Source organism: Roseisolibacter agri (genome assembly GCF_030159095.1).
Taxonomy (GTDB): Bacteria; Gemmatimonadota; Gemmatimonadetes; order Gemmatimonadales; family Gemmatimonadaceae; genus Roseisolibacter; species Roseisolibacter agri.
The window spans coordinates 763,438-789,850 of sequence record NZ_BRXS01000001.1 but is presented as its reverse complement, the minus strand read 5'-3'; the positions used below and the strand labels follow the sequence as shown (position 1 = coordinate 789,850).

Sequence of the window (26,413 nt, the reverse complement as noted above, 5' to 3'; positions counted from 1 at the left end):
CGGCGCCGCGGGAGTGATCCCGCGGCGCCGCGTCGCTTCAGGGATACGTGCGCGTCAGTTCGCGAGCGTGCCGCCGAGCGTGGCGCCGTAGCTGAACGGCACCTGCACGCCCTCGCGCGCGGCGATCGTCACCGCGAGCGTGACCTTCGCCACCGACCGGCCGAAGCCGCGCACCGTCAGCGTGCCCGCGCTCGACGCATTCAGCGTGATCGGCTCGACGCTCGTCGTGCCGCTCTTGCTCGTGAGGATCGCGTACGCGCGCCACGCGTGGCCGTCCGCGCCGTCGACGGTGAGCGTCAGCGTCTCGCTGGTCGCCGTGGGCACGAAGTCGACGAAGTTGGAGCCGAGGCCCCATGGCGCGCCGTTGGCCGCCTGCTTGGTGGCCGCGGGCACCTGCACGCTCACCGGATAGGCGTCGTGCGTGGCGCGCCGGAGCAGCGTGGTGTTCGGGTTCGGGATCACCGACGTCGCGCCGCCCGAGAAGTCGTCGATCGCGAGCGTCGCCTGCGCGGGCGCGAACGCCGCGATCGACGCCCACGAGCCGCCGAGCCCCGCGAGGCGCACCGCCTCGGTCGCGGTGTTGGCCCGCGCGGCGAGCCAGATCTGGCGCGGCGCATCCACGCCCGCGCGCTCGCTCACCCAGTTGAGGAAGAACGCGGAGCCGTACACGAACCGCGACGTCACCGGCAGGTCCGGCGTGCGCAGGAAGCGGTTGATGTACCAGTGCCAGTCGTTGATGCCGTCGTACACCGCGTCCTCCGCCCACGTGGCGTGCGACTCGAACAGCCACCCGGACTGGTAGACGTTGATGTTGAACTGCAGCGCGTGCATGAACTCGTGCGCCTGCGTCACCTTCAGCGCGCCCGTGCGCACGACCTCCGTCCCCGTGACGTCCTCGTCGTTCGGCGGGAAGCCGACGAAGTCGTTCTCGACGGCGATCCACGCCGACGCGGTGCCGAGGGGCACCGGGCTCGTGGTCGTCAGCTCCACGTTCTCGGGCATGCAGTAGCCGTAATACGGCATGTCCTTGTAGTACACGTGGAACTTGTTCGTCGGGTTGCCGGCGGCGTCGGTCGTCAGCTTGGGCGCGTCGTAGCCGAGCTGCACGACCTCGCGCTGCCAGATCTGCTCCCAGCTGGCCGCGGCGGCGTCGATGAAGTCGGGCGTGCCGTTGCGGTCCGCGTCGCGCGCGGGCACGGCCCAGTCGCCCTGCGTCGTGTAGTGCAGGACGTAGTGCGCCGTCTCCTTCGTCTGCTTCAGGTTCCCGAAGCCGTTCGCGCGCAGGTCGCGGATCTCCTTGCGCGTCGCGGCCGAGAGCGTGGACCAGTCGCGCGCCATCTGCACCATCGACAGCGTCGCGTCCTTCCCGCGCGCCGAGCTGCGGTACTTGGACGGGAGCTTGTCCGGCGACGAGACCGCGTACTCGCGGTAGCGGTTGACGTTCTCCTTGTCGAGCGCGCCCGCGTCGTAGTCGTCCTCGATCAGGTCGAGGGCGGACTTCAGCTCCTGCTGGGTCTGCCCGGGCGAGACCGCCAGACGCGGGGCGGCCGGGACCGCCGGCGCGAGGGGCGCGGACGCGTCGTCGGCACACGCGCCGACGACGAGGGCCGCCAGCACGGCGGCGAGGGGGCGAACGGAAGCCATGTTCGGTCGGTGCGGGAATCGGCCGATGCGGCGCGCGCAGATGCGCCCCACGGGCAGACTCGACCGAGCGAACGTTTCGCCGGGACCGGCGGTCGGCAAGAGCTCGCCAGCGCGCGACGGTGAGCTACCTCACCCGCCCCACCGGCCAGCCCGGCGCGCCCTAGCGCGCGCGCACCTCGGCGGCCGCGTCCAGCGCGTACTGGATGTCGCGCGACAGCGCCCGCGCCTCCTGCGTGGCCGTCGTCACCTCGGCCAGCGCGCCGACGCCCGCGGCGCGCAGCTTCAGCAGGTCCAGCTTCATGTTCTGCAGCACGAGCTGCGCGTTCTCCAGCTGCGCGAGCATCGTCGCGCGGCGCTGCGCGAGGTCGGCGAGCGAGGCGCGCTGCCGCTCCAGCAGCGAGATCTTGCGGTCGCGGTCCGGCGAGCCGGCGGGCTCGGCGCGGGCGCGGGCGAGCCGGGCATCCAGCTCCTCCACCTGCCCCGCGCGCACGTCGCCTTCCAGCCGCGACAGCGACTGCACCAGCCCGGCGATGCGCTCGACGAGGGCGTTGATCGTCGGCAGCACGTCGGGGATCAGCGCGCGGTCCGCCGGCGCCAGCTTGCCCAACGTCTCGCGCACCACCAGGCGGTCGTCGAGGGCGCCGCGCAGCGCGGACCCGTAGGCGCTCGCGAGCACGTCGCTCCCCACGAGGCGCGACGCCTCCTCGGCCAGGATCTCGTCGCGCGGGCGCGGTTCGGCCGTGGCGATCAGCTCCTCCCACTGGCGCCCCATCACGCCTTCCAGCGACACCCCGGCGCGCCGCAGCCGGCGCCCGTGGCGCAGCGCGCCGACGGCCGAGTACAGCGCCAGGAACCCGAAGAGGATGACCGGGACGACGAGCGGCTCGACGTTCGCGTTGACGCCGATGATCAGCGAGAGGATCGACACGACGGCGGACACCGCCCCGCGGCGGACGTGCCGTCGGAAGCGGCGCGCGCGTTCCTGCAGCTGCATCGCGCCGCGGCCGCGCGTGGGGCGCACCTGCGCGCCGGCGACCGCCGCCTGCGGCCCCTCGAACATCAGCTCCCAGAAGCGCAGCCCCTCGTCGCGCAGCGGGCGCCAGCGGCGGCGCAGGTCGCGCCCCATCCCGAACGCGGGGAACAGCACCCACGGCGGGAGGAAGAGGTGCAGCGCGTTCACGAGCGTCAGGAAGGCGAGCAGCATCATCACGCTGCCCGCCTTCCGGCGGAACAGCTCCGCGCGCCGCTCGAGGGAGAGCGGCGGCAGCGCCTCGGACTGCACCGCGACTCGCGGCAGGCGCGTCGGCGCCCCCGCCATCGGCATCCCGCCGAGGGGGTGGTTGCCGGGCACCTCGCCCCGCGAGAGCGGGACCGGCAGGTTGCCCTGGGCCGCCCCCTGCGCGGGCGCGTCCCTCCAGTGGTCCTTCCACTGCGCCTGCTGCTCCTGCTGGCGCTCGCGCCATTCCCGGCGCTGCGCGCGCAGGTGCTCCTTCCACTCGCGCTCCGCCTGCTTCTGCGACGCGCGCCACTCGGTGGGCGTCTGCGGCGGCCGCGCCGGCGGCTCGGCGGCGGGCGGCACGGGCACCGCGCCACGACGCGCCCGATCCATGGCGTCGTGCACCAGTGGGCCGACGTCGGCCAGCGCGCGGTCCACCTGGCGCATCGCCGACGCCATCGCGTCGCGCACGCTCGGGATCTGGCCGGGCCCGGGCGGCGCGGCCGGCGCCTCGGGGGCCGGCCGCGCGCCGACCGTCGGCACGATGACCGTGAACGGGTCGCCCGGCGCCGGCGCGGGCGGCCGCGCGGGCTTCGGCAGGGTCGACGCGCCGTTCGCATCCGGCATGGGAGCCGGCGCCGCCGGCGCAGCGGGCGCCCGCGTGTCCAGCAGCGCGCGGCGGAACGCCGACGCGTCGGGCCAGCGGTCCGCGGGCTTCTTGGCCAGCGCGCGCTCGATCGCCGCGGCCATCGCGGGCGGCACGTCCGGGCGCAGCGACGCGATCGGGCGCGGCGCCTCGGCGACGTGCTTCATCAGCATCGCCGTCGCGCTGCTCGCCTGGAACGGCAGCTCGCCCGTGAGCAGCTGGTAGCCCACGACGGCCAGCGAGTACTGGTCGGAGCGCCCGTCCACCTCCGCCTCGCCCATCGCCTGCTCGGGGCTCATGTACGCGGGCGAGCCGATGGCGACGCCGGTGACCGTCAGCCGCAGCTCCTCCTCCGCCGCGCGCGCGATCCCGAAGTCGGTGACCGTGGCGCGCCCGCTGTCGCGGTCGAGGAGGATGTTGTCGGGCTTCACGTCGCGGTGCACGACGCCGTGCGCGTGCGCGTACGCCAGCGCGTCCGCCACCTCGGCGAGGATCCGCCGCGCGACGTCGGGCGCCACGCGCCCCTCGCGCTGCATGCGCTGGCCGAGGGTCTCGCCGTCGACCAGCGCCATGGCGAGCCAGGCGACGCCGCCCGACTCGTCGGCGGCGTAGATCGGGACGATGTGCGGGTGCGTCAGCTGCGCGGCCGTCTGCGCCTCGCGCAGGAAGCGCTCGCGCACGCCCGTGCGGAAGGCCAGCTCGGGGGGCAGCACCTTGAGCGCGACGGCGCGGCGCAGGCGCACCTCGCGCGCGCGGTAGACGACCGCCATGCCGCCGCGACCCAGCTCGTCGCCGATCTCGAAGCGGTCACCGATGGCGGCGACGACGCGGTCCAGCAGCAGGTCGGTCATGCGCGGCGGGCGGGGTCGCCCGCGGTCAACCGCGGCCCGGCTGCGGCACGCGCGAGCCCGCGCCGACCGCCCCGCGCACTTCCTCGGCCGCCCCGACGATGCCGTCGACCTCGCGGGCGAGGGCCATCGCGCGCTCGGCGACGCTCGTCACCTGCAGCGGCGAGCCGCCCGAGCCGGTGCGCAGCCGCACCAGGTCGATGCGCATGTTCTGCAGCGCGAGGCGGCAGTTCTCCAGCTTCCCGGTCGCGGCGTCGTGGCGGCTGCTCATGTCCATCGTCGCGCGCCGCTGCCGCTTGAGGTAGGCGAGGCGCTTCACGCGCGCCTCGCTGCGCTCGCGATCCAGCGGGTTGGCCTCGGCCTCGAGCCGCGCGATCTCCTGCTCCAGCGCCTGCGCGGCGCCGGGCGTGACGTTGCGCTCCAGGTCCGCGACCATCGCCGCCAGCGCCTGCACCTTGTCGGCGAGGGCGCGGGCCGACGGGCCGACCTCGGGGATGCGGTCGCGCTCCGCCTTCGGCATCGTCGACAGCAGGCGCAGGATCTCGTCCCGGTCGGCGACCGCCTGGCGGGCGACGTCGGCGTGGGCGCCCAAGTCGGCGGGGTTGAACGCCGGCGGCGCGCCAGCGTAGCCCTGGCCGTCGCCGCCGCGGTAGCCCGCGCCCGCCGGCAGCGCGGCCGGGCGCGTGGCGGTCGTCAGGCGGCGCTGCCGCTCGCGGTCGCGCAGGCGCGCCCGCTTGTCGCGGTCGAAGAACGCCTGGCAGTTCTCGCCCCACTCGGCCGCCACGTCGGCGAACAGCCGGTCGCGCGGCTCGCGCAGCACGTCGCGCCAGTCGAAGCCGTTGGACCAGAGCTTGGCGTACTTGAAGGCGATGTAGACCGCCCAGAGGCCCAGCGCGCCGAAGAAGTCGCCGTCGCCGACCACGCCGATGACGAACAGCACCGAGCCGATGATGGCGAACCACCCGAGCTTGCGGCGGAACTCCTGGACCGGCTTCGCCTCCCAGCGGTCGTAGTCGTCGGCCGTCGGGGTGAACAGGTCGGTCTCCCCGGAGTCGGCCAGCCGCGCGGGCACCTGCCCGTAGGCCGGCGCGTCGCCGAACGGCGAGCCCGCGGGCGCGGGGCGCGTGGGCGCGGGCGCATAGGGCGCCCCGGCGTACGGCGCGCCGGCGTAGGGCGCGGTGCCGTAGGGCGCCGTGCCGCGGGTGGGCGTGTTGGGGGCCGGCGGGATCGGCGCGTGGCGCGCAGGCGGCTGCGTGGTCGCGAACGACGCCGGCGGCACTGCGCGGTCGCGCAGCACCGTCTCCAGCTCGGCCGCGCCGCTGAAGCGGTGCGCCGGCTCCTTCTCGAGCAGGCGCATCACGATCGCCGCCAGGTCGGGCGGCGTGTCCGGACGGCGCTGCTCGATCGGGACCGGGCGCTCGGACAGGTGCTTCACCAGCATCGCCGGCGTGCTGGTCGCCTGGAACGGCAGCTCGCCCGCCAGCATCTGGTAGGCGACCACGCCCAGCGAGTAGAGGTCCGAGCGGCCGTCGATCTCGCGGTCGCCGGCGCTCTGCTCGGGACTCATGTAGGCCGGCGTGCCGATGGCCATGCCGGTCGCCGTCAGCCGCGCGTCGCTCCCCTCGATGATCGCGCGCGCGATGCCGAAGTCGGTCACCAGCGCGCGGTCCTCGTCGCGGTCGAGCAGGATGTTGTCCGGCTTGATGTCGCGGTGCACCACCCCGCGCGCATGGGCGTAGGCCAGCGCGTCGGCCACCTCGGCCAGGATGCGCCGCACGTCCTCGATCGGCAGCGGGCCGCGCTCGTGGAGGCGCTTGCCCAGGTTGTCGCCGTCGACGCACGCCATCACGAAGAAGACGAGGCCTTCCGCCTCGTCGACCGAGTAGATGGGGACGATGTGCGGGTGCGACAGCTGCGCCGCCGTCTCCGCCTCGCGCAGGAAGCGCGATCGGATCTCGGAGCGGTACGCCAGCTCCGGCGGGAGGATCTTGATCGCGATCGTCCGCTTGAGGCGGCGGTCCTTCGCGCGATAGACGATCCCCATCCCGCCGCGGCCGATCTCGCGATCGAGCTCGTAGGCCGACGTGAGCGCCCGCTCGACGACGGTGCGCAACTCGGTCTCGGATGTTGTGACGACGGGCTCGGGCACTCGGGGGTCCGCAGCGGGGGGCAAAACTAGTGTAGCACCCCATCGGGGTCCGGACCAGGGACGACCCAGACCGTGGGGCGACACGCCGACGACGCGCCCGGCGACACGTCCGTTTCCTCGCGGGCGCGCCGATCCGGCAGTGGCGCGGGGCACCCTACGTCAGCGTCGCAGCGAAAAGTTGCAGGGTGGGGTCGCCACCGTGCCGCGATGGCCGGGCATGGGAGCGCGCTTCCTGCACAGTGGCCTCGCAGCACGCGGGACCGGAACCCCCGGCCGCCGCGCCGTCGCGCCGCGACGGAACGTCGCGTGCCCCGCCCCCGGTTCTCCCGGGAGCGCAGGCACGCCACCTCCACGAACTCCCCTCATGGCACACCGCCAGACTCTCCCCGTCCTGCCACTGCGCGGGACGGTCATCTTCCCCGGCGTCACCCAGCCGATCGCGGCCGGGCGACCGGGCACCCTGCGGGCCATCGAGGCGGCGCTCAAGGGCGACCGGCTGGTGTTCGCGGTCGCCCAGCGGGACAACACCGACGAGCCGACGCCCGAGATCCTGTACACGACGGGCGTGATCGCCCGCATCGGGCAGATCCAGCGCGGCCTGGGCGGCGTGCAGCTGCTGCTCCAGGGCGAGCAGCGCGCCACCGCCCTCCAGTACTCCACCACCGAGGGGCACCTCACCGCCGTCGTCATCCCGGCCGAGGAGATGCTGCCCCTGAACGAGCGCGACCCGGCGTTCGAGGCGCTCCACAAGGAGACCCGCGAGCGGGCCGCCGAGCTGGGCGAGCGCCGCGGCCTCCCCGAGGAGGTCGTGCACCAGGTGCTCGACTCGGTCTCGGAGGCCGGCAAGTTCGCCGACCTCGTGGCCGGCTACATCGAGCTCACCGTCCCGGAGAAGCAGGGGCTCCTGGAGACGCTGAGCGTCGAGGAGCGGCTGCGCCGCGTGCTCGTGCACGTGCAGCGGCAGATCGGCCTCCTCGAGGCGCAGGAGGACATCAAGAGCGCCGTCCAGGAGGAGCTGGGCGAGCGCCAGCGCGAGATGTTCCTGCGCGAGCAGATGAAGGCGATCCAGAAGGAGCTCGGCGACGACGACCAGAGCAAGGAGCTGGAGGAGCTGCGCGAGAAGCTCGGGAAGCTCGAGCTGCCCCGCGAGGCGCGCCAGGAGGTCGAGCGCGAGCTCGGGCGCCTGGAGCGCGCCGGCCGCGAGTCGATGGAGGCGCAGGTCATCCGCACCTACCTGGAGTGGATCGCCGAGCTGCCGTGGGGCGAGCGGTCGGACGACCAGCTCGATCTCAACCGCGCGACCGCGATCCTCGACGAGGACCACTACGGGCTGCAGGACGTGAAGGACCGCGTGCTGGAGTTCCTCGCCGTGCGCGAGCTGCGCGCGCGCCAGGTGGCCGACGAGGTCGAGAAGACGGGCGAGGTGCCGGCCGCGAAGCTGATGGGCGACCAGGACGACGCGACGCCCACGCTGCAGACGAGCACCAACGACAGCGAGCGGCAGATCACCGACGCGAAGGAGGCGAAGGCGCGCGCGATGGCGCGCGGCCCGATCCTGCTCTTCACCGGCCCGCCGGGCGTCGGCAAGACGTCGATCGCCAAGTCGATCGCGAAGGCGCTGGGCCGCGAGTACGTGCGCGTGGCCCTCGGCGGCGCGCGCGACGAGGCGGACATCCGCGGCCACCGGCGCACGTACGTGGGCGCGCTGCCCGGGCGCATCATCCAGGGGATGAAGCAGGCGGGCACGAAGAACCCGGTCTTCCTGCTGGACGAGGTGGACAAGCTCGGGCAGGGATTCCAGGGCGACCCGGCGGCCGCGCTGCTCGAGGTGCTCGACCCCGCGCAGAACAACGCGTTCGTCGACCACTACCTCGGCGTGCCGTTCGACCTCAGCGAGTGCCTCTTCATCGCGACGGCGAACTTCCCGCAGAACATCGCGGGCCCGCTCATCGACCGCATGGAGGTCGTGGAGTTCGCGGGCTACACGGAGCGCGAGAAGGCGGAGATCGCGAAGAAGTACCTGATCCCGCGCCAGCTGGAGGAGAGCGGCCTGGGCGACAAGAACGTGTCGTTCACCGACGACGCCGTCATGCGCGTGGTGTCGGAGTACACGCGCGAGGCGGGCGTGCGCCAGCTGGAGCGCCAGGTGGGCGCGGTCGCGCGCAAGGTGGCGCGCCGCGTCGCGCAGGGCGACCTCACCGTGATCGCCGACAACACGATCGACGCCGCCGAGGTGCGCGAGCTGCTCGGCCGGCCGCGCGTGCACCCCGAGAAGGCGGCGGAGCAGAACGAGGTCGGCGTCGCGGCGGGGATGTACTACACGCCGATGGGGGGCGACATCATGTTCGTCGAGGCGGCGATCCGGCGGCTGCCGGGCGCGCGCCGCTCCAGCGACGACGGCGACGTGACGCAGGTCAGCGGCTACGGCAACGTGTCGCTGATCCTCACCGGCCAGCTGGGCGACGTCATGAAGGAGAGCGCGCGCGCCGCGCTCACCTATGCGGCCACGCACGCCAGCGGGCTGCAGATCCCCGAGGACCGCCTCGGCTCGATCGAGGTGCACGTGCACGTGCCCGCGGGCGCGATCCCGAAGGACGGGCCGAGCGCGGGCACGGCGATGTCGACGGCGATCGTCAGCGCGATGAGCGGCCGTCCCGTGCGGCGCGACGTCGCGATGACGGGCGAGGCGACGCTGCGCGGCCGCGTGCTGCCGATCGGCGGCGTGAAGGAGAAGGTGCTGGGCGCGCACCGCGCGGGCATCACGACCATCATCCTGCCGAAGCAGAACGAGGCCGACCTCGAGGACATCCCCGAGGAGGTGCGCGACGCGCTCAGCTTCCACCCGGTCGAGACGCTGGACGAGGTGTTCGACCTGGCGCTGCTGCCGGCGCCGCGGCCGGTGGCCACGCCGAAAACGGAGATGGAAGTCGCGGAGGAGGCCGCAGCGGCGCTGCGGTGACGTAGACGGAATGAGGTGCGAGGGGCCCCGCTGAACGGCGGGGCCCCTTCGCGCAGGCGCCGGGGTGAAGCCGGGCTGCGGCTCCCGGCGAGCGCGCGCGGCGCGCACGATTACGAGCCACGCGTCTCGCGCGCCGCCACGCGAGAGTGGACGCGGGCCTAGCGGAGCGGCACGACGATCGTGAACGTGTGCGCCGACGCGCGGCCGCCGTCGAAGAACAGCGGCGCGCTCGGCGCCGCGATGATCCCGCCGCCGCCGACGCCCGGCTGCACGACCGACACGTCGTCCGTGCGCGTGATGGACGGCAGGCACGACGAGCCGTTGCCGCAGGTCGCGCGGTAGGCGTAGCGCACGTCCAGCTCGCGGGCGCGGAAGCGGAGCGCGAGCGTCGGCGTCCACTCCACCCACGACTCCTTCTGCGTGCGCTCCGTGCCCTGCACGCGGTTCCACTGGCGCAGCCGGTAGTCGATGGCGTAGGCGCCCAGCCCGACCTGGAAGCCGAGGGCCTGCTGCTGCTCGCGGTCGAGCGTGAAGTCGCGCCCCGCGCCGAGGCGCAGCCGCATGTTGTGGAAGCGGAAGCGGTTCTCGACCGTGCGGCCGCCCGCGGGGATGATGCCGCCGCCCACCTTGGCGGTGTCGCGCGCCGCATCGGCCCACGTCTCGCTGGACATCGGCTCGTAGGTGAGGTCGACGCCCACCGCCGCCTGGCCGACGACGCGCGCCGCCGCGACGCCGAGGTTCACGCCGTACGTCGTGCCCGGATCGCGCGGGATGTTCATCACGACGTAGTTCGGGATCTTCGGGTGCGACAGCCGGTTCACCGTCGCCAGCGCGCCCAGGCGCCACCCGCGGTCGCCGACCGGCTGCACGTACTGCGAGTGCGCGCCCCAGACGTTCGTGCGATCGAGGTTGTGCTCGTCGCGCTCGGTCGAGACGCCGCGGCGCGCGACCGAGTCCCAGCGCCACGTGGTGAAGTGCACGTCGTGCGTCATGGCCGTGCGGTTGTGCAGCGCGACGACGTCGAGCACGCGGCCGCCGGCCCACTCCTTCGTCGCGCCCACGCGCACGTCGGTCACGCGGCCGTCCTGGCGGATCCGGTCGCTGCCGGCGTAGAGCAGGTCGACGCCGTCCATGGCGCCGAGGCCCGCGAGCAGCGCGCCCGCACCCACCGACAGCCCGCTGCCGAAGCGCCGCGCCAGCGCGCCCGCGACGTAGCGGTTGGTGGCCGTGCGCTCGCTGGTCGGGAGGTTCCACACGGCGGCCCGCGCGCGCTCGAGCTGCTGGAGCGCGACGACGCCCGTCGCGCCCCACTGCCCGAACGTCCCGCCCGCGCCGATGGGCAAGGTGCGTCCGCCGCCGCGGCCGTCGGAGACGCCGTGGAAGTAGGGCGTGGCGAACAGCGCCGCGCGCCTGAGTCGCGTCGCGCGCGCCGGGTTGGTCGCGAACGGATCGGCGAGCGTGTCGTCGACCGCGACGCCGACGCCGGCCATGCCGACGCGGTCGGACGGGAAGATCGCGAACTGGTCGGCCTGGTGGACCGGGACGGTCTTCGGCGTGACCAGCTGCGCCGCCGCCGGCGGGGCCGCGAGCGCGAGGAGCAGCGGGAGGGCGAGGCGGCACATGCGAGGACTCCGCGCGGAGAGAGGGACTGCCATCCTGGAGCTACCTCCCGTCGACGGCGCGGGTCACCGCCCGAGGCTGCGTGCTGCGTGAGGAGCGTCCCGAGGCCGGTCACGCAGCACGCAGCACGCAGCTAGCCGTTGTAGATCGCCCCGCCCCGCTGCCGGTACAGCTCGAACACCTCCACCGCCTCCTCGCGCAGGAAGCCCCGGCGCACCTCGAGGCCCTTCCGCTTGAGGTACGCCCACGACGACGCGAACACCGGCCCCTCGTCGAACTGCAGCAGCATCGCGTCGTCGCGCGTCGCGCCGCAGAGCACGCGCCGCACGCCGCTCCACAGCGTCGCGCCGAGGCACATCGCGCAGGGATCGCAGCTGGTCGCGAGCGTGTGCGTGGGGAGCCCCTCGGCCGACAGCGAGAACGTCGCGCGGCGGGCCTGCGCGAACTGGAAGGCGACCATCTCCGCGTGCAGCGTGCTGTTGTTCAGTCGCACGACGCTGTTCACGCCGACGGCGACCAGGCGGCCGCTCGCCTCCTCGAAGATCGCGGCGCCGAACGGCCCGCCCGTGTCGCGCGCCACGTTCTCGCGCGAGAGCGCGATCGCGAGGCGCATCCTCTCCTCGTCGGTGCGGTACGGGCGCTCCCAGTCGACGACGTCGTCGATCCAGTCGGGGAGCGTGACCTGCACGGACGCGCCGGCGGCCGTGGGCGACGCGCCGGGCGCGTCCTCGGGAATGCGAGAGGCAGTCATGGCCGCGGAACGCTAACGCATTCGCGCCCGCTCAGCGCGGCGTCAGCACCGGGCCCGCGCGGAAGAGCGACCACGGCGTGAACGCCGCCGCGCCGGGCTGCGTCCCCTCCACGAACCACTCCAGGTAGCGGCGCTCGGGCGACGTCGTCGAGTCGACGGGGAGCCCCGTCTGCCGGTCCAGCTCCACCGACACCAGCCCGGCGGGCGGCGTCCAGGTGCCCGAGGGCCGGTTGCCGTACCAGCGGCTCACCATCTGCCCCCAGATGGGCGCCGCGAGCGTGCCACCGGCCGCGCCGGGCGTGATCGTCTTCGGCGTGTCGAAGCCGATCCAGACGCCCGCCACGAGGTCGGGCGTCATGCCGACGAACCAGACGTCCGCGTTGTCGTTCGTCGTCCCCGTCTTGCCGGCCACCGGGATGCGCGCGGGCACGTAGCGGCGCACGCTCGTGGCGGTGCCGTGGTCCACCACGTCGCGCAGCATGTCGCGCACGATGAACGCGACCCGCGGGTCGAGCGCGAGCGTCGGCGCGGCCTGCGGCGGCGTCCAGACCGTCTTGCCGGCACGGTCCTCGACGCGCGCCACCAGGCGCGGCTCCACCGCCACGCCCAGGTTCGCGAACGTCGCGTACGACGTCACGAAGTCGAGCGGCTGCACCGCCGACGCGCCGAGGGCGCTGGACGGATAGGGCGCGATGGGGGCGCGGATGCCGAAGCGGCGCGCCAGCGCGATCACCGAGTCCATCCCCACCTGCTGCGCCAGCTGCACGGCGACCGGGTTGCGCGAGCGCGCGAGCGCCTGCCGCAGCGGGATGATGCCGAGGAACTGGTTGTCCGAGTTGTCGGGCGAGTAGGTGCGCCCCTCGGGGAGCTGGATCGCGATCGCGGTGTCGCCGACCGGCGCGTTGGGCGCCAGCCCCGCCGACAGCGCCGCCGCGTAGACGATCGGCTTGAACGACGAGCCGGGCTGCCGGTTGCCGTTCACCGCGCGATCGAACGGCGAGTCCGCGTAGTCGCGGCCGCCGACCAGCGCGCGCACCTCGCCCGTGCCCGGATCGACCGCGACGACGGCGCCCTGCAGGTACGCCGGCTTGCCGCGCTTCGCGGAGTCGGCGCCCGCGTGGTACTTCGCGTACGTCGGATGGCGCCAGCCCGGGCGCTGCTCCAGCGCGTCCAGCTGGTCGCGCAGCGCCTGCACCGCCGCCGCCTGCAGCGCGGGGTCGAGCGTGGTGTGGATGCGGTAGCCGCCCTCGCGCACGGGCACGCCCGCGCGCTCCGCCTGCAGGCGCACGACGTCCACGAACCAGGGCGCCGTGACCGTCATGCCGCCGTTGGGCACCGTGCGCACCGGCTCGCGCTTGGCCGCCTCCGCCTGCGCGCGCGGCACGAAGCCCTGCTCCACCATCAGGTCGAGCACCGTGTTGCGGCGCTCGCGGTTGCGCGCGGGAAAGCGCGCGGGATCGTACTGCACGGGGCTCTTCGGCATCGACGCCAGCGACGCCGCCTCGGCCAGCGTGAGCTGCGCCGCGGGCTTGCCGAAGTAGTGGCGCGCCGCCGCGTCGATGCCGTGCCAGCCGTGCCCGAACGCGATCGTGTTGAGGAACGCCTCGAGGATCTGCTCCTTGGAGTAGCGGCGCTCCATCTCCAGCGCCGCCTGCTGCTCGCGCAGCTTGCGCCCCGGTCCGCGGTCGCGCCGGTCGATCACGTCGGGGTGCATGTTGCCGACGAGCAGCTGCGTGATCGTGCTCGCGCCGCGCACGTCGCCGCCGATCGCGTCCTTCAGCGCGCCGGCGATGCCGATCACGTCGACGCCGTTGTGCTGGTAGAAGCGCTTGTCCTCGACCGCGATGAACGCGGCGGGCACCCAGCGCGGCAGCGTGCGCAGCGCGACGCTCGTGCGCACCTGGCGCCCGAACTCGCCGATCATCGACCCGTCGCGCGCGTACACGACCGTCGACTGCGGCAGCGGGATGATGCGCCACGGCTCGCCGGTGCCCGAGGCGGGCGCCTGGGCGTGGATCGACGCGTGCGGAGTCGCGGCGGAGATCGCGACGGACGCTGCGAGCGCCAGCGCGTGCGTCAGGGCGTGCGTCAGGGCGTGCGTCAGGGCGCGCGACGTGCGAGGGACGGCGCGCGTGGCGCGCGGCCGGGCGAGGCGGGGCATGGCGGCGAGGAGGGGATGCGGACGTGCACCGCAAGATACACCGGCCCCTACGAGGCGATTCCGGCACCGGGTTCCCCCTGCGACGCGCGGGCGTGACCGCCGTCACGGACGTGACCACGCGCCCCCTGCGTTGCCCCGGCCGCGCGCCCCGATCACGTTTCCGACATGACCCATCGCCCGCTCACCATCGCGCTCGTGCAGTTCCGCCCCGTGAAGGGCGAGTACGAGGCGAACGTCGCCCGCATCGGCGCGCTGCTGGCCGACTGCGCCGCGCTCTCGCCGCGCCCCGACGTCGTCCAGCTCCCCGAGACCGCGGCGTCCGGCTACTTCGTGGAAGGCGGGGTGCGCGAGCTGGCGGTGACCGCCGGGACGCTGGCGCGCGACGTCGATGCCGCCTACCGCGCCGCCGCGCAGGCAGCGGGGCGCGCGCCCGACGCGCTCGACGTGGTGGTCGGCTTCTACGAGGTGTGGCAGGACACGCTCTACAACAGCGCGCTGTACCTGACGGTGGGCGGCGAGGCGTGGACGATCGGCCACGTGCACCGCAAGCACTTCCTGCCGACGTACGGCCTGTTCGACGAGGAGCGGTTCGTCGAGCGCGGGCTCGACCTGCGCGCCTTCGACACGCCGTGGGGGCGCGCGGCGATCCTCGTCTGCGAGGACGCCTGGCACTCGCTGACCGGGACGATCGCCGCGCTCGACGGCGCGCAGGTCGTCTTCGTCTCGGCCGCGGCGCCGGCGCGCGGCGTGTGGCCGCGCGGCGACGACGTCCCCGGGCCCGCGAGCGTGGCCCGGTGGGAGCGCCTGGTGCGCGACATCGCCGAGGAGCACGGGGTGTTCGTGGCGCTCACGAACCTCGTGGGGAGCGAGGGGGGCAAGGCGTTCGGCGGCAGCTCGACGGTGTGCGGGCCGAAGGGGGACGTGCGCGTGCGCGCGCCCGTGTTCGCCGAGGCGATCGTGTCGATCACGGTCGACTTGGGCGACCTGACGCGGGCACGGGCGGACTCGCCGCTGCTGAACGACCTGCGGGTGGCGATGCCGCACCTGCTGCGGATGGTGGACGCGGTGCAGCGCTCGGTGCCGGTGAGGCTGGCGTACGACCCGCCGACGCCGAAGGGGGAGTCGCACGGGCTCGTGCACGCGGACGAGCGCGCGCCGCATCCGGCGACTCCAGGCGCTGAATCGGCGCGGGGGGCCCCCCCCGAGACACAACATCGCGCCGCGGCCCCGGACGCACCGCACCGCGCCGACGCGGCCCGGATCGCCGTGACGCAGGTCGCGCTCGCCGACCATGGCCATCCGCCCTCGCTCGACGTCGACCCCGCCCTGCTCGAGGCGTGGCTCGTCGCCTTCCTGCGCGACGAGCTGGCGCGCCGCGGCTTCCGGAAGGCGATCGTCGGCTGCTCGGGCGGCGTCGACTCGGCCGTCACCTGCTTTCTGGCGGCGCGCGCACTCGGACCCGAGCACGTGGTCGCGGTGCGGATGCCGTACCGCACGTCGAGCCCCGAGTCGCTGGCGCACGCCCAGCTCGTCATCGACGCGCTCGGGCTCGAGGGGCGCACGGTGGACATCTCCCCCGCGGTCGACGGCTACCTGGCGAGCGCGCCGGACGCCGACCCGTCGCGGCGCGGCAACGTGATGGCGCGGCTGCGCATGATCACGCTGTTCGACCTGTCGGCCGCGCTCCGCGCGCTCCCGCTCGGCACCGGCAACAAGACCGAACGGCTGTTCGGCTACTTCACCTGGCATGCGGACGACTCCCCGCCGGTGAACCCGCTGGGCGACCTGTTCAAGACGCAGGTGTGGGCACTCGCGCGCCACTTGGGGGTTCCAGACGTGATCGTCGAGAAGCCGGCGTCGGCGGACCTGATCGCGGGTCAGACCGACGAGGGCGACTTCGGCATCAGCTATCAGCAGGCGGACCGGATCCTCAACTGGCTGCTCACGGGCCACCGCCCGGAGGAGCTGGTCGCGCGCGGCTTCGCGGCCGCGGACGTGGAGCGGGTGCGCAAGCGGGTGGCGGGGACGCACTGGAAGCGGCGGCTGCCGGCCGTCGCCATGGTGAGCCCGACGGCCATCGGCGAGGCGTACCTGCGGCCGGTGGACTACTGAATCCAAGCTCTGCCGTAACAACGTGTTAGCGGGAAACGCCCGGCGCCGCTCGGCGTTGCGCATGTCCCGCTGACACGTCCATATTGTGACGCGCGTCGCATCTCCGTGGCGCGTGCAGGACCCCATACGCCGGACCCGACGACGATGCGCTGCTCATTCGTCGCCGCGCTGACGTGCATGTCCCTCATCGTGCCTGGCGCCCTGCGCGCCTCGGTGAGCGACGACGTCATCGCACGCCCAGTCGCCCGCTCTGCCGACCGCCCCGGGGATGCCCCGTCCAAGGCGCGCGGCACCCCGCGCACGCCCCTGGGCACCCCGGTCGCGGGTCCGCTGGGCCGACCCCTCGGCACGCCGACGATCGCCCCCAGCGGCGCGCCCGTCACCACGCTCGTCAGCGAGCGCCGCGCGCCCACGGCCGCCTTCTCCGCCGACAGCCTCGTCGTCGAGAAGACGCAGCGCCGCCTCACGCTCTGGGCGGGCGGCCTGCCGATCCGCACCTACGACGTCGCCCTCGGCGGCAACCCGGTGGGGCACAAGGAGAAGGCGGGCGATCGGCGCACGCCCGAGGGGCTCTACTACATCGACGCGCGCAACCCGAACAGCCGCTACCACCTCGGGCTGCACGTCTCGTATCCCAACGCGCAGGACGTCGCCCGCGCCCGCGCGCAGGGCTTCACGCCCGGCGGCGACATCATGCTCCACGGCCTGCCCAACGGGCAGGGCAAGGTCGGGCCCCTGCACCGCGCCTACGACTGGACCAACGGCTGCGTCGCCGTGACCGACGAGGAGATCGAGGAGCTGTTCGCCTCGGTGCCCGTGGGGACGCCGATCCGCTTCCTCCCCTGACCGCGTAGAGGGCACGCCCGCGGGGCCGCGAATCGCGGTGCTCGTGCGTAGACTCGGGGGCCGACCGCACCACCTGCGGTTGGCCCCCGTCTCACGTCCACCGCGACAGGCCATGCCCCGCCACCGCCGGCCCCGCTCCACCCGCGCGTCGTCGCCGCTGCGCGCGCTACCGCTCCTCGCCGCCGCCGCGCTCGCGCCCGCCGCGCTCCCACTCACGTCGCTCGGCGCCCAGCCCGCCGCCCGGCCGACCGCGGCTCCTGCTCCCACCGTCGACCCCAAGCTCCTGGGGGCGCTGCGCTGGCGCATGGTCGGCCCCGCCCGCGGCGGCCGCGTCACCGCTGCCACCGGCGTCGCGTCGCAGCCGCACACCTTCTACTTCGGCTCCACCGGCGGCGGCGTCTGGCGCACCACCGACGCGGGCCAGAACTGGGTCAACCTCTCCGACGGGCAGATCAGGGAGGGCTCGATCGGCGCCGTCGAGGTCGCGCCTTCCGACCCGAACGTGCTCTGGGTCGGCACCGGCTCGGACGGCCTGCGCAGCAACGTCTCCACCGGCCGTGGCGTCTACCGCTCCACCGACGCCGGGAAGACGTGGACGCACGTCGGGCTGCGCGAGTCGGGCCACATCGGCGGCATCCGCGTGCACCCGCGCGATCCCAACACCGCCTTCGTCGCCGCCATCGGCAACGGCTTCAAGCCGAACGCGGAGCGCGGCCTGTTCCGCACGCGCGACGGCGGGAAGAGCTGGGAGAAGGTGCTCTTCGTCTCCGACAGCACGGGCGCGGTGGACGTCGAGCTCAAGCCCGACGACCCGAACACGCTCTACGCCTCGATGTGGCGCGCCGAGCGCAAGCCGTGGACGATCATCTCCGGCGCGTACGAGGGCGGCATCTACAAGAGCACCGACGGCGGCACGACCTGGAAGAAGCTTGAGGGCGGCCTGCCCAAGGGTCTCTTCGGCAAGAGCAACGTCGCCGTCAGCGCCGCGGACCCGAACCGCGTCTACGCGCTCATCGAGGCGGCGAGCGGCGCGGGCCTCTACCGCTCCGACGACGCGGGCGCGAGCTGGACGCGCGTCAACGACCAGGCGTCGCTCATCACGCGCCCCTTCTACTACACCACGCTCGGCGCCGACCCGACCAACGCGGACGTCGTGTACGCGGGCGCCGAGGGCTTCTTCAAGTCGACCGACGGCGGGAAGACGTTCCGCTCGATGTCGACGCCGCACGGCGACAACCACGACATCTGGATCAACCCGAAGGACGGGCAGATCATGATCCAGGCGAACGACGGCGGCGTGAACGTCTCGCTGAACGGCGGCCGCACGTGGAGCTCGCAGTACAACCAGCCGACGGCCGAGATCTACCAGGTCGCGGTGGACAACCAGTACCCGTACCTCCTGTACGGCGCGCAGCAGGACAACTCGACGCTCATCGTGCCGTCGCTGCCGACGACGTCGTCGTCGCCCGACGATCCGATCCAGAGCTGGCGCCAGGGCCCCGGCTGCGAGACGGGCCCGATCCTGCCGCACATCACGAATCCGGACACGGTCTACGGCTCGTGCAAGGGGCAGTTCAGCCGCGCGTCGCTGCGCAGCGGCCAGGAGCAGCAGTCGTGGGTGGGCGCGCAGTCGCTCTACGGCAACGCGGGCAAGGACCTGATCTACCGCTTCCAGCGCGTGTCGCCGATGGAGACGAGCCCGCACGACGCGCGCACGGTCTACTACGGCTCGCAGTACGTGCACCGCACGCGCGACGAGGGGAAGACGTGGGAGCGCATCTCCCCCGACCTCACGGCGAACGATCCGCAGTACCAGTCGGTGATCTCGGGCAGCCCGATCACGATCGACGTGACGGGTGAGGAGATGTACGCCACGCTCTACGCGATCCGCGAGTCGACGCTGGAGCCGGGCGTGATCTGGACGGGCGCGAACGACGGCCCGATCCACGTCACGCGCGACGGCGGGAAGACGTGGGCGAAGGTGACGCCGCCCGACCTCGGCCCCGGCGGCCGCGTGCAGAACATCGAGCCGTCGCCGCATCGCAAGGGCGCCGCGTACGTCGCGGTGCTGCGCTACCAGCTCGGCGACTTCAAGCCGTACCTCTACGCCACGAACGACTACGGCAAGTCGTGGCGCCTGCTGACGCCCGGCGACAACGGCATCCCGGCCGACGAGCCGACGCGCGTGGTGCGCGAGGATCCCGCGCGCGCGGGGCTGCTGTACGCGGGCACGGAGTTCGGGGCGTACGTGTCGTTCGACGACGGGCGCCGCTGGCAGTCGCTGCAGCTCAACCTCCCGAACACGCCGATCACCGACCTGCGCGTGCACCGCAACGACCTGGTGATCTCGACGCAGGGCCGCTCGTTCTGGATCCTGGACAACGTCACGCCGCTGCACGCGCTCGCGGACGAGCGGCAGCGCGCCGCGCTGGCGGGCGCGCCCGCGCATCTCTTCCGCCCGCGCGAGGCGGTGCGCACGCGCTACCGCGCCGGCTTCGGCGGGCTGGAGGCCGAGCGGACCGCGACGGCCGATCCGCAGTATCCGCCGGCGGGCGCGATGATCGACTACTGGATCGCGAAGGCGCCCGAGGGCCAGGCCACGCTCGACATCCTCGACTCGGCCGGCGCGGTGATCCGCAGCATCACGAGCGTCTCGCCCGGCGAGCGCACGCAGGCGGTCGAGAACAACATGCGCGCGCCGGCGTTCGAGCGCACGGGTACGCCGCGCCTCGACGTGCGCGAGGGGATGCGCCGCTTCGTGTGGGACTACACGCTCCCCGGGCCGTGGGACGCGGCCACGCAGCGCCCCGGCCGCAACGGCCCGATGGCCGCGCCGGGCCGCTACACGGCGCGCCTGACGATCGCGAACCCGGCCGCCGGCACGCAGCGCTGGACGATGTCGCAGCCGCTGATCGTGCGCGCCGATCCGCGCCAGCTGAAGGACGGCGTCACGCCCGCGGTGATGCGCGCGCAGCTCGCGCACAACCTCAAGGTGCGCGACATGGTGAGCGAGACGAACCGCCTCGTGGCGCGCGTGCGCGCGGCGCGCACGCGCTTCAACGGCGCGCCGCCGGGCACGATCCAGCAGGACAGCCTGCGGCTGCTGCAGGCGCTCGAGGGCAAGCTGGTGACGCCGGCCATCCGCTACAGCCGTCCGGGGCTGCAGGCGCACATCAGCTACCTGTACGGGATGACGCTGCAGGCCGACCAGCGCGTGCCGCGCGACGCGGTGGAGCGCTACCAGGCGCTGCGCCGCGAGCTCGACGCCGTGCAGGCGGAGGCGCGCCGGCTGCTCGGGCCGGAGCGCGAGACGACGGCGTCGTCGGGCTCGTGATGGACGAGGCGAAGCTCCGCGCCTGGTGGTGGCACCGCCAGGGCCTCGACGGCTCGCTGCGCGGTGCATCCCCGGCTGACGTGCTCGCCCGCTCCGGGTGGGCACGCTCGGTCGGCGGCGTGGGGCCGTACCTCACGCTGTTCGCGCGCGCGGGCACCGCGCGCGCGGACGCGGACGCCGCGGCGGCCGCGCAGCAGATCCACGAGCTGCCGTCCGCGCGCGGCTGCACCTACGTCCTCCCCGCGCAGGACTTCGCGCTCGGCCTCGCGGTGGGCGACGGCTTCCGCGACGCGGAGATGCGCACGGCCGAGAAGCTGGGCGTGACGCGCGAGGAGATCGACGCGCTGTGCGACGCGGTCGTCGGCGCGCTGGAGAAGTCTGGTGGCCCCCTCGATCCCGACGGGCTGCGCGCGGCGACCGGCGACCGCTCGCGCAGCCTGGGCGAGGCGGGCAAGAAGAAGGGGCTCACCACCACGCTGCCGGTGGCGCTGGGGCGCTTGCAGGCGCAGGGCGAGATCCGGCGCGTGCCGGTGAACGGGCGCCTCGACAACCAGCGCTACGCCTACGTCCGCTGGTCGCCGAACCCGCTCGCGTCGCACGCGCTGTCCGCCGCGGAGGCGCGCACGGAGCTCGCGCGCCGCTACTTCGCGTGGGTCGGCCCCGCGACGGCGGGCGAGTTCCAGTTCTTCTCGGGGCTCGGCGTGAAGGCGGCGAAGGAGGCGGTGGCGCCGCTCGGCCTCGTGCCGGTGGAGAGCGGCAGCGACCGGCTGCTGCTGCCGCAGGACGTGAGCGCGTGGCGCGCGTTCGAGGCGCCGGCGACGCCGCAGTACGCGCTCGTCAGCTCGCTCGACGCGATCTCCGCCGCGCGGCGCGACGTGGCGTCGCTGCTCGATGCGGGCGATCGCGAGCGCGACGTGCTGGTGGACGACGGCAAGGAGCGCGCGATCGGCGCCATCAGCGACCTGCCGAGCCACGCGATCCTCGACCGCGGGCGCCTGATCGGGCTGTGGGAGTTCGACGCCGACGCGGGCACCATCGCGTGGGCGACGTTCGACCGCCGCCGCGACGCCGCGCTGGAGGCGGCGGTCGCGGCGACCGAGGCGTACGTGCGCGATCAGCTGGGCGACGCGCGCTCGTTCAGCCTCGACTCGCCGCGCAGTCGCGCGCCCCGCGTGCGGGCGTTGCGCGCGATGCGCTGACGACCGTCAGGCCGCGCAGGCGAGGCTGACCGCCCGCCGCGCGTTGCGCTTGAGCGCGCGGTGCACGGCGCGCGCGTAGCGCATGAAGTTCAGCCCCGCCCACGGATGCCGCAGGAAGAACTCCTGCGGCAGCAGGTCGCCCTTGAGGCGGTTGCAGCGCACGCACGACGCGACGAGGTTGCCCGGCACGTTGCCGCCGCCATGCGCGCGCGGATAGACGTGGTCGAGCGTCGCGGTCTCGCGCTCCAGCGGAGTCGCGCAGTACACGCAGCGCCGTCCGCAGTCGCGGAGCGCGGCGGCCTTCAGCGAGCGCTTCACGAGCTGCTCGCTGCACTCGGCGGCGCCGAACCGCCGGCGGGGGCGGCGCGGGACGCGGGCGAGCGCGGTGCGGGGAACACTGCGGCGGCTCAACGGACGCGGCATGAGACCTCGCGGAATGGGGGCCGGAACGGCGACACCCCGCCACGAGCGAGGGCTCGTGAGCGGGGCGTCGGGATCTGGGGCTGCGACGAGGCGCCGGGGCGCGGCGCGAAGACGTGCTGGGCGTGGGAGGGCGGCGGCGGCTCGGCGGCTGGCGCGGCCGCGGCGGGCATCGCCCCCGCGCGTCGCCACTCCCGCCCGTGCTCGCGTGCTGCGTGCATGCTCCTCCTGAAGGCTGGTGCTTGCGTCGCCGGCTCAAAACGCAGCCGGCGTGCCAGGACTACGCGGTGACGCGGAGGACGGAACGGCGGAGAACGGAACCGCGGAGGACGATGGGGCGTGGGACGGGACGGCGGGCTACGCGACCGGAGCGCCGCCCGTGCTGCCGGCGCTGCCCGCGCCCACGTCGCCGCGCATGGGGTCGCGCAGCGCCGAGATGATGCGGACGGCCATCGCGTCGAGCCGGGTGCGATCGGGCATCTCCGACGCCGCGAACGGGAGCGGGACGTCGAAGCCGTCGCCCGCGCGGCGCGGGATGAGGTGCACGTGGAAGTGGAACACGTCCTGGCCGGCGGCGGAGCCCGAGTTCACGACGACGTTCATGTCGTGGCACCCCGACACCTGCTGGATCACCGGCATGAGCTTCGTCGCGACCTCGTACAGGTGCAGCCCGACCTCGCGCGGCAGGTCCTCGATGCGCTCATAGTGCGTGCGCGGCACGACGAGCACGTGGCCGTCGTTGACGGGCTGGATGTCCATGAACGCCATGGCGACGGCGTCCTCGTAGCAGACGGACACCTCGCCGGCGCCCCCGATGATGTCGCAGAAGGGACAGTGCATCGGCGTCTTGGGCATGCGCGGCGGCCTCGGAGCGGGGAGCGGTGGAACGGGACGTCGACCGCGAGGTGCAGGGCCGGTGCCACGCGTCGACGTGACGTCATCGCGCGGCCGTCCGTGCCCTCGTCGCGAACATTCGATCGCGCGCACGGACTGTCAAGCGTCGCGCGCACGCGACGCTCGGCGTCGCGTGCGTGGCCGGCGCTACAGCCAGTCGCGCATCTGCTCGGGCGTGAGGTTGCCGCCGCACAGCGGCGTGGCCGCCAGCGCGCCGCGCACGAGCGCCGGGTGCGCCAGCGCGGCCGCGACGCCCACCACGCCCGCGGGCTCGACGACGAGCCCGACGTGGCGGTGCACCAGCCGCATCGCCTCGCGTATCGCGTCGTCGTCCACGAGCACGACCTCGTCGACCGCGCCGCGCAGGTCGTCGAGCGCCTCGGGCACGGGCACGCGCACCGCGATGCCGTCCGCGATCGTGGCGGCGCGCTCCGTCCGCACCACGCGCCCCTCCCGCAGCGACCGCGCCATCGACGGGGCGCCGGCAGCGCACACCGCCACCAGCCGCGTGCCCGGCGACAGCGCGCGCAGCGCGTGCCCGACGCCGGCGAGCAGCGCGCCATTGCCCAGCGGCACCAGCGCGACGTCGAGCGGCGCGGGCCAGCGCGCGAGCTCCAGCCCCATCGTCCCCGCGCCCTCGGTCACGGCCAGCTCGCGCCCGTCCTCCACGAACGGCACGCCTTCCTCGGCCGCGGCGGCGCGCGCCGCGTCCTTCGCCGCGTCGAAGTCGTCGCCCGCCAGCCGCACCTCGGCGCCCAGCGCGCGCATGCGCGCGATCTTGAGCGTGTTGGCGGTGTGCGCGGCGTACACGGTCGCGCGCGCGCCGCGGCGGCGCGCGGCGTCGGCGATCCCCTGCCCGAAGTTGCCGGCCGACGCGCACACCACGCGCGGCGGCGGCGCCCCACGCGCCGCCGCCTCCGCCACCAGCGACGCGACGAACCAGTCCGCGCCCCGCCCCTTGAACGAGCGGACGGGGTTGAGCGTCTCGACTTTCAGCACCACCCGTGCGCCGAGCGCGTCGTTCAGCGGCGCGGACTCGAGCTGCGGCGAGTCGAGGAACGCCGGATCGATCGCACGCTGCGCGCGGCGGATGCCGTCGAGCGTGACGCGGGATGCCGTGCTCACGGCTGCCCGAACGGATCGCCCGGCGGCGCGACGAGCGCGGGCGACGGCTTGGGCGCCTCGCGGCTCGTCAGCCACTGCTCGGCGTCGGTCGCGAGCGAGCGGTAGTGCGCGCGCGCCTCGATCCGCCCGCCGTTCGGCAGCCCGCGCGCGGCGCGTCCCGCGGCGGCGCCCAGCTCGCCGAGCTTCAGCTCCGCCATCGCGCGGACCTCGGGCGCCGCGTCGCTGTCGGCGGCGAGCGCGATCAGGCGGTCGAGCAGCGCGCGCTGCGCCACGAAGCGCATCGCCTGCTCGGCGGACGCCGTCGTCGTGCTCGCGGCGCCCGTGGGCCAGCGCGTGCCCGCGGCGATCGAGTCGATCGCCTCGGCGAGCGAGAGCTGGCGCGGGTCGAAGGCGTGCTGCTGCACCAGGCGCGCGGCGCGCTCGCGCTGCAGCGTGGCGTCGATCGTCATCTGCGCCAGCGTGCGCGCGGCGCCCAGGGCGTCGAACGTCGGGCGCGTGCGCGACCGGAACAGCTCCACGTCCGGCGTGACGGCGCTGGCGTTGGGTCCGAGCAGCGCGCGCACCGTGTCGGGGATCGCGAGCTCGCGCGGCCGCAGCCCGCCCACCAGCAGCGCGAGGGCGCGGCGCTGGCGGTCCGCGGCGACCGCGCGCGTCGCCTGCTGGCCGTCGCCGCGCATCGCGCTGGCGTACTCCATCCCGCCGATCGTCTTGGCGAGCGAGTTGAGCGCGAAGCGGTGCATGAAGTACACGGGCGCGAAGCGCTCCTGCAGCAGCGCGAGCGGATCGCCCGGCCGCACCACGCGCTCGCCGAAGCGCGCCATCGCGACGCGCCGCACGCCGGTCTGGTGGCGCCAGAACTCCTCGGGCGTGGCGGCGTCGTCCCACAGGTTCACGCGCGGGTCGCTCGCGAACTCGGGGCGCGCGTCGCCGTCCGACAGGTAGAGGAAGCCCTTCTGCAGCCCCTCGCGCACGATCGCGCGCAGCGAGTCCTTCTCGCTCGCAGCCGGGAAGATGCCGTAGCCCCAGCGGATCGCCCACACGTCGTACTCGCCCGGGCCCACGTCGTACGCCTGCGAGATGTCGATCTCGCCCGCGGGCGTCAGCCGCACGCGGGGCGCGGGGTAGTCCATCACGCTCCCGCGCTCGTACGTCGACGCGATGTAGTTGTGCCCGAGGCCGAGCGTGTGCCCGACCTCGTGCGCGCTCACCTGCCGCACGCGCGACAGCACGAACGCGGTGTCCGCGGCCGCCGCCTCGGCGCCCATGAGGCCCGCGTAGAGGTTGTAGTCGGTGCGCGCGCGGTGGCTGTCCATGCGCGCCATCGCCTTCAGGATCTCGCCCGTGCGCGGGTCGCCGAGCGAGCCGCCGACGGACCAGCCGCGCTCGTTGCGGTTCTCCCACTGCACGACGTTGTAGCGCGCGTCCATCGGGTCGGCGCCGGCGGGCAGCCACTCGACGCGGAAGCCGCCCGTGAGCCCCGCCTTGTCGAACGCCTCCTCCCACCACTTCACGCCCTGCATCGTCGCCGTCTTCACCGGCTCGGGGATGCCGGGATCGACGTAGTACACGATCGGGTTGGCGATGCGGCCGTCGGGGCCGCGCAGCAGCCGGTGGCGGCCGATCCACGCCTGCTGCAGCGGGCGCTGGATGGGCTGCGCGAAGTCGTGGAAGCGGATGCCGAAGTAGCCGACGCGCGGATCCCACTCGCGCGGGCGGTACGCGCCGTCGGGCAGCGCGACGAGCGACAGGTGCTCGCGCAGCGTGAACGCGCGCCCGTCGGGCGTGATGCGCTCGACGATCGGGCCCGGGCGGCCGCCCGAGGCGAACGTCAGGTTGATGTCGACCTCGGTGTTGCGCGGGAAGTTGCGCGTCAGCGCGCGGTTGATCCCCGAGCGGTCGCGCGCGACCGCGTAGCTCCCCTGCCCCGCGCGCTCCAGCGTGCGCGGCACGTCCATCCAGTCGCGCACGAAGAAGTCGGTCGCGTCCACCAGCAGCCGCCCGCCCTCGGTCCCCACGAGCGGCAGCGCCGCGACGATGCTCGGCGGGAACGCCTCGGCGACGCTGCGCTGGTGCGCGGCGTTGGCCGTGTCGGAGCTGCGGTACTGCCAGTTCTCGAGCACCGCCAGCACCTTCTCGCCCGACCGGTCGAAGCGCACGACGTAGTTCTCGCCGCTCATGCCGCGGTCCAGCCCCACCGGGTTGGAGCCCAGACCCGTGGCGAGGGTCGTCAGCAGCAGCGCGCGCGTGGAGTCGCCGGGCAGCTCGAGCAGCACCTTGCCGGTGCGCGCGTCGTGGTGGAGCGGCAGGAAGCCGTCGAGCCGCTCGTGACCGGCGGTCTTGCCGCCGAACGGTGCCGCCTGGGCGGCGAGCGGGCGCGCGACCGCGCATACGGCAAGTGACGCCGCGGCGAGCACCGTGGTGACACGCGAGGAACGGAGCGTGGGCATGGCGGAGGCTGAGGGGAGCCGGCGGTGGACGTGCGACGGGCC

15 protein-coding genes and 1 pseudogene are annotated in these 26,413 nt (G+C 74.2%); 6 read left to right on the top strand and 10 right to left on the bottom strand.

Annotated elements, in window-relative coordinates:
- Positions 1-54: 54 nt before the first annotated feature.
- From rosag_RS03120 to rosag_RS03110, 3 genes are all read right to left on the bottom strand, one after another.
- Positions 55-1,644 (bottom strand): MXAN_6640 family putative metalloprotease, encoded by a 1,590-nt coding sequence (locus rosag_RS03120; RefSeq protein ID WP_284348564.1) that lies wholly within the window; start codon positions 1,642-1,644, stop codon positions 55-57.
- 160 nt (positions 1,645-1,804) lie between these two features.
- Complete coding sequence (locus rosag_RS03115; protein WP_284348563.1) at positions 1,805-4,357, bottom strand: serine/threonine-protein kinase; 2,553 nt, start codon at positions 4,355-4,357, stop codon at positions 1,805-1,807.
- Between the two features lie 25 nt (positions 4,358-4,382).
- Positions 4,383-6,503 carry a serine/threonine-protein kinase gene (locus tag rosag_RS03110; RefSeq protein ID WP_284348562.1) on the bottom strand — a complete coding sequence of 707 codons (2,121 nt, stop codon included), beginning with the start codon at positions 6,501-6,503 and terminating at the stop codon, positions 4,383-4,385.
- 364 nt (positions 6,504-6,867) lie between these two features.
- Between rosag_RS03110 and lon the strand changes: the two genes are divergently transcribed.
- Complete coding sequence (gene lon / locus rosag_RS03105) at positions 6,868-9,462, top strand: endopeptidase La (protein WP_284348561.1); 2,595 nt, start codon at positions 6,868-6,870, stop codon at positions 9,460-9,462.
- A gap of 158 nt (positions 9,463-9,620) precedes the next feature.
- Here lon and rosag_RS03100 read toward each other — a convergent pair whose 3' ends face one another.
- The 3 genes from rosag_RS03100 to rosag_RS03090 all read right to left on the bottom strand — a co-directional run bounded on the left by rosag_RS03100 (position 9,621) and on the right by rosag_RS03090 (position 13,994).
- A complete protein-coding gene (locus rosag_RS03100; protein WP_284348560.1) occupies positions 9,621-11,084 on the bottom strand; it encodes a hypothetical protein in 1,464 nt (487 codons plus the stop codon).
- Positions 11,085-11,215: 131 nt separating this feature from the next.
- A complete protein-coding gene (locus rosag_RS03095) occupies positions 11,216-11,833 on the bottom strand; it encodes a nucleoside deaminase (protein WP_284348559.1) in 618 nt (205 codons plus the stop codon).
- A 31-nt stretch (positions 11,834-11,864) separates the two neighbouring features.
- A complete protein-coding gene (locus rosag_RS03090; RefSeq protein ID WP_284348558.1) occupies positions 11,865-13,994 on the bottom strand; it encodes a penicillin-binding protein 1A in 2,130 nt (709 codons plus the stop codon).
- Between the two features lie 165 nt (positions 13,995-14,159).
- On the opposite strand from rosag_RS03090, the pseudogene rosag_RS25395 reads away from it, so the two are divergent.
- The 5 genes and pseudogenes from rosag_RS25395 to rosag_RS03070 all read left to right on the top strand — a co-directional run.
- A pseudogene (locus rosag_RS25395) lies at positions 14,160-14,933 on the top strand (nitrilase-related carbon-nitrogen hydrolase); the annotation flags it as partial.
- A gap of 327 nt (positions 14,934-15,260) precedes the next feature.
- Positions 15,261-16,106, top strand: coding sequence for an NAD+ synthase (locus rosag_RS25390; protein ID WP_345784815.1), 846 nt, complete (start codon positions 15,261-15,263; stop codon positions 16,104-16,106).
- A gap of 177 nt (positions 16,107-16,283) precedes the next feature.
- Entirely contained in the window at positions 16,284-16,952 is a 669-nt protein-coding gene (locus tag rosag_RS03080; protein ID WP_284348556.1) for a L,D-transpeptidase family protein, read from the top strand.
- 112 nt (positions 16,953-17,064) lie between these two features.
- Positions 17,065-20,286, top strand: a complete 3,222-nt coding sequence (locus tag rosag_RS03075; protein ID WP_284348555.1) for a WD40/YVTN/BNR-like repeat-containing protein — start codon at positions 17,065-17,067, stop codon at positions 20,284-20,286.
- Positions 20,287-20,366: 80 nt separating this feature from the next.
- On the top strand, positions 20,367-21,485 hold the full coding sequence (locus rosag_RS03070; protein WP_284348554.1) for a DNA glycosylase AlkZ-like family protein: 1,119 nt from the start codon (positions 20,367-20,369) through the stop codon (positions 21,483-21,485).
- A 6-nt stretch (positions 21,486-21,491) separates the two neighbouring features.
- Here rosag_RS03070 and rosag_RS03065 read toward each other — a convergent pair whose 3' ends face one another.
- From rosag_RS03065 to rosag_RS03050, 4 genes are all read right to left on the bottom strand, one after another.
- Positions 21,492-21,908, bottom strand: coding sequence for an HNH endonuclease (locus rosag_RS03065; protein WP_284348553.1), 417 nt, complete (start codon positions 21,906-21,908; stop codon positions 21,492-21,494).
- Between the two features lie 354 nt (positions 21,909-22,262).
- Positions 22,263-22,760 (bottom strand): HIT family protein, encoded by a 498-nt coding sequence (locus tag rosag_RS03060; protein WP_284348552.1) that lies wholly within the window; start codon positions 22,758-22,760, stop codon positions 22,263-22,265.
- Positions 22,761-22,946: 186 nt separating this feature from the next.
- Entirely contained in the window at positions 22,947-23,924 is a 978-nt protein-coding gene (locus rosag_RS03055; RefSeq protein ID WP_284348551.1) for a threonine ammonia-lyase, read from the bottom strand.
- Positions 23,921-26,371, bottom strand: a complete 2,451-nt coding sequence (locus rosag_RS03050; protein ID WP_284348550.1) for a zinc-dependent metalloprotease — start codon at positions 26,369-26,371, stop codon at positions 23,921-23,923. Before rosag_RS03050 ends, rosag_RS03055 begins: the two co-directional genes overlap by 4 nt.
- Positions 26,372-26,413 lie beyond the last annotated feature (42 nt).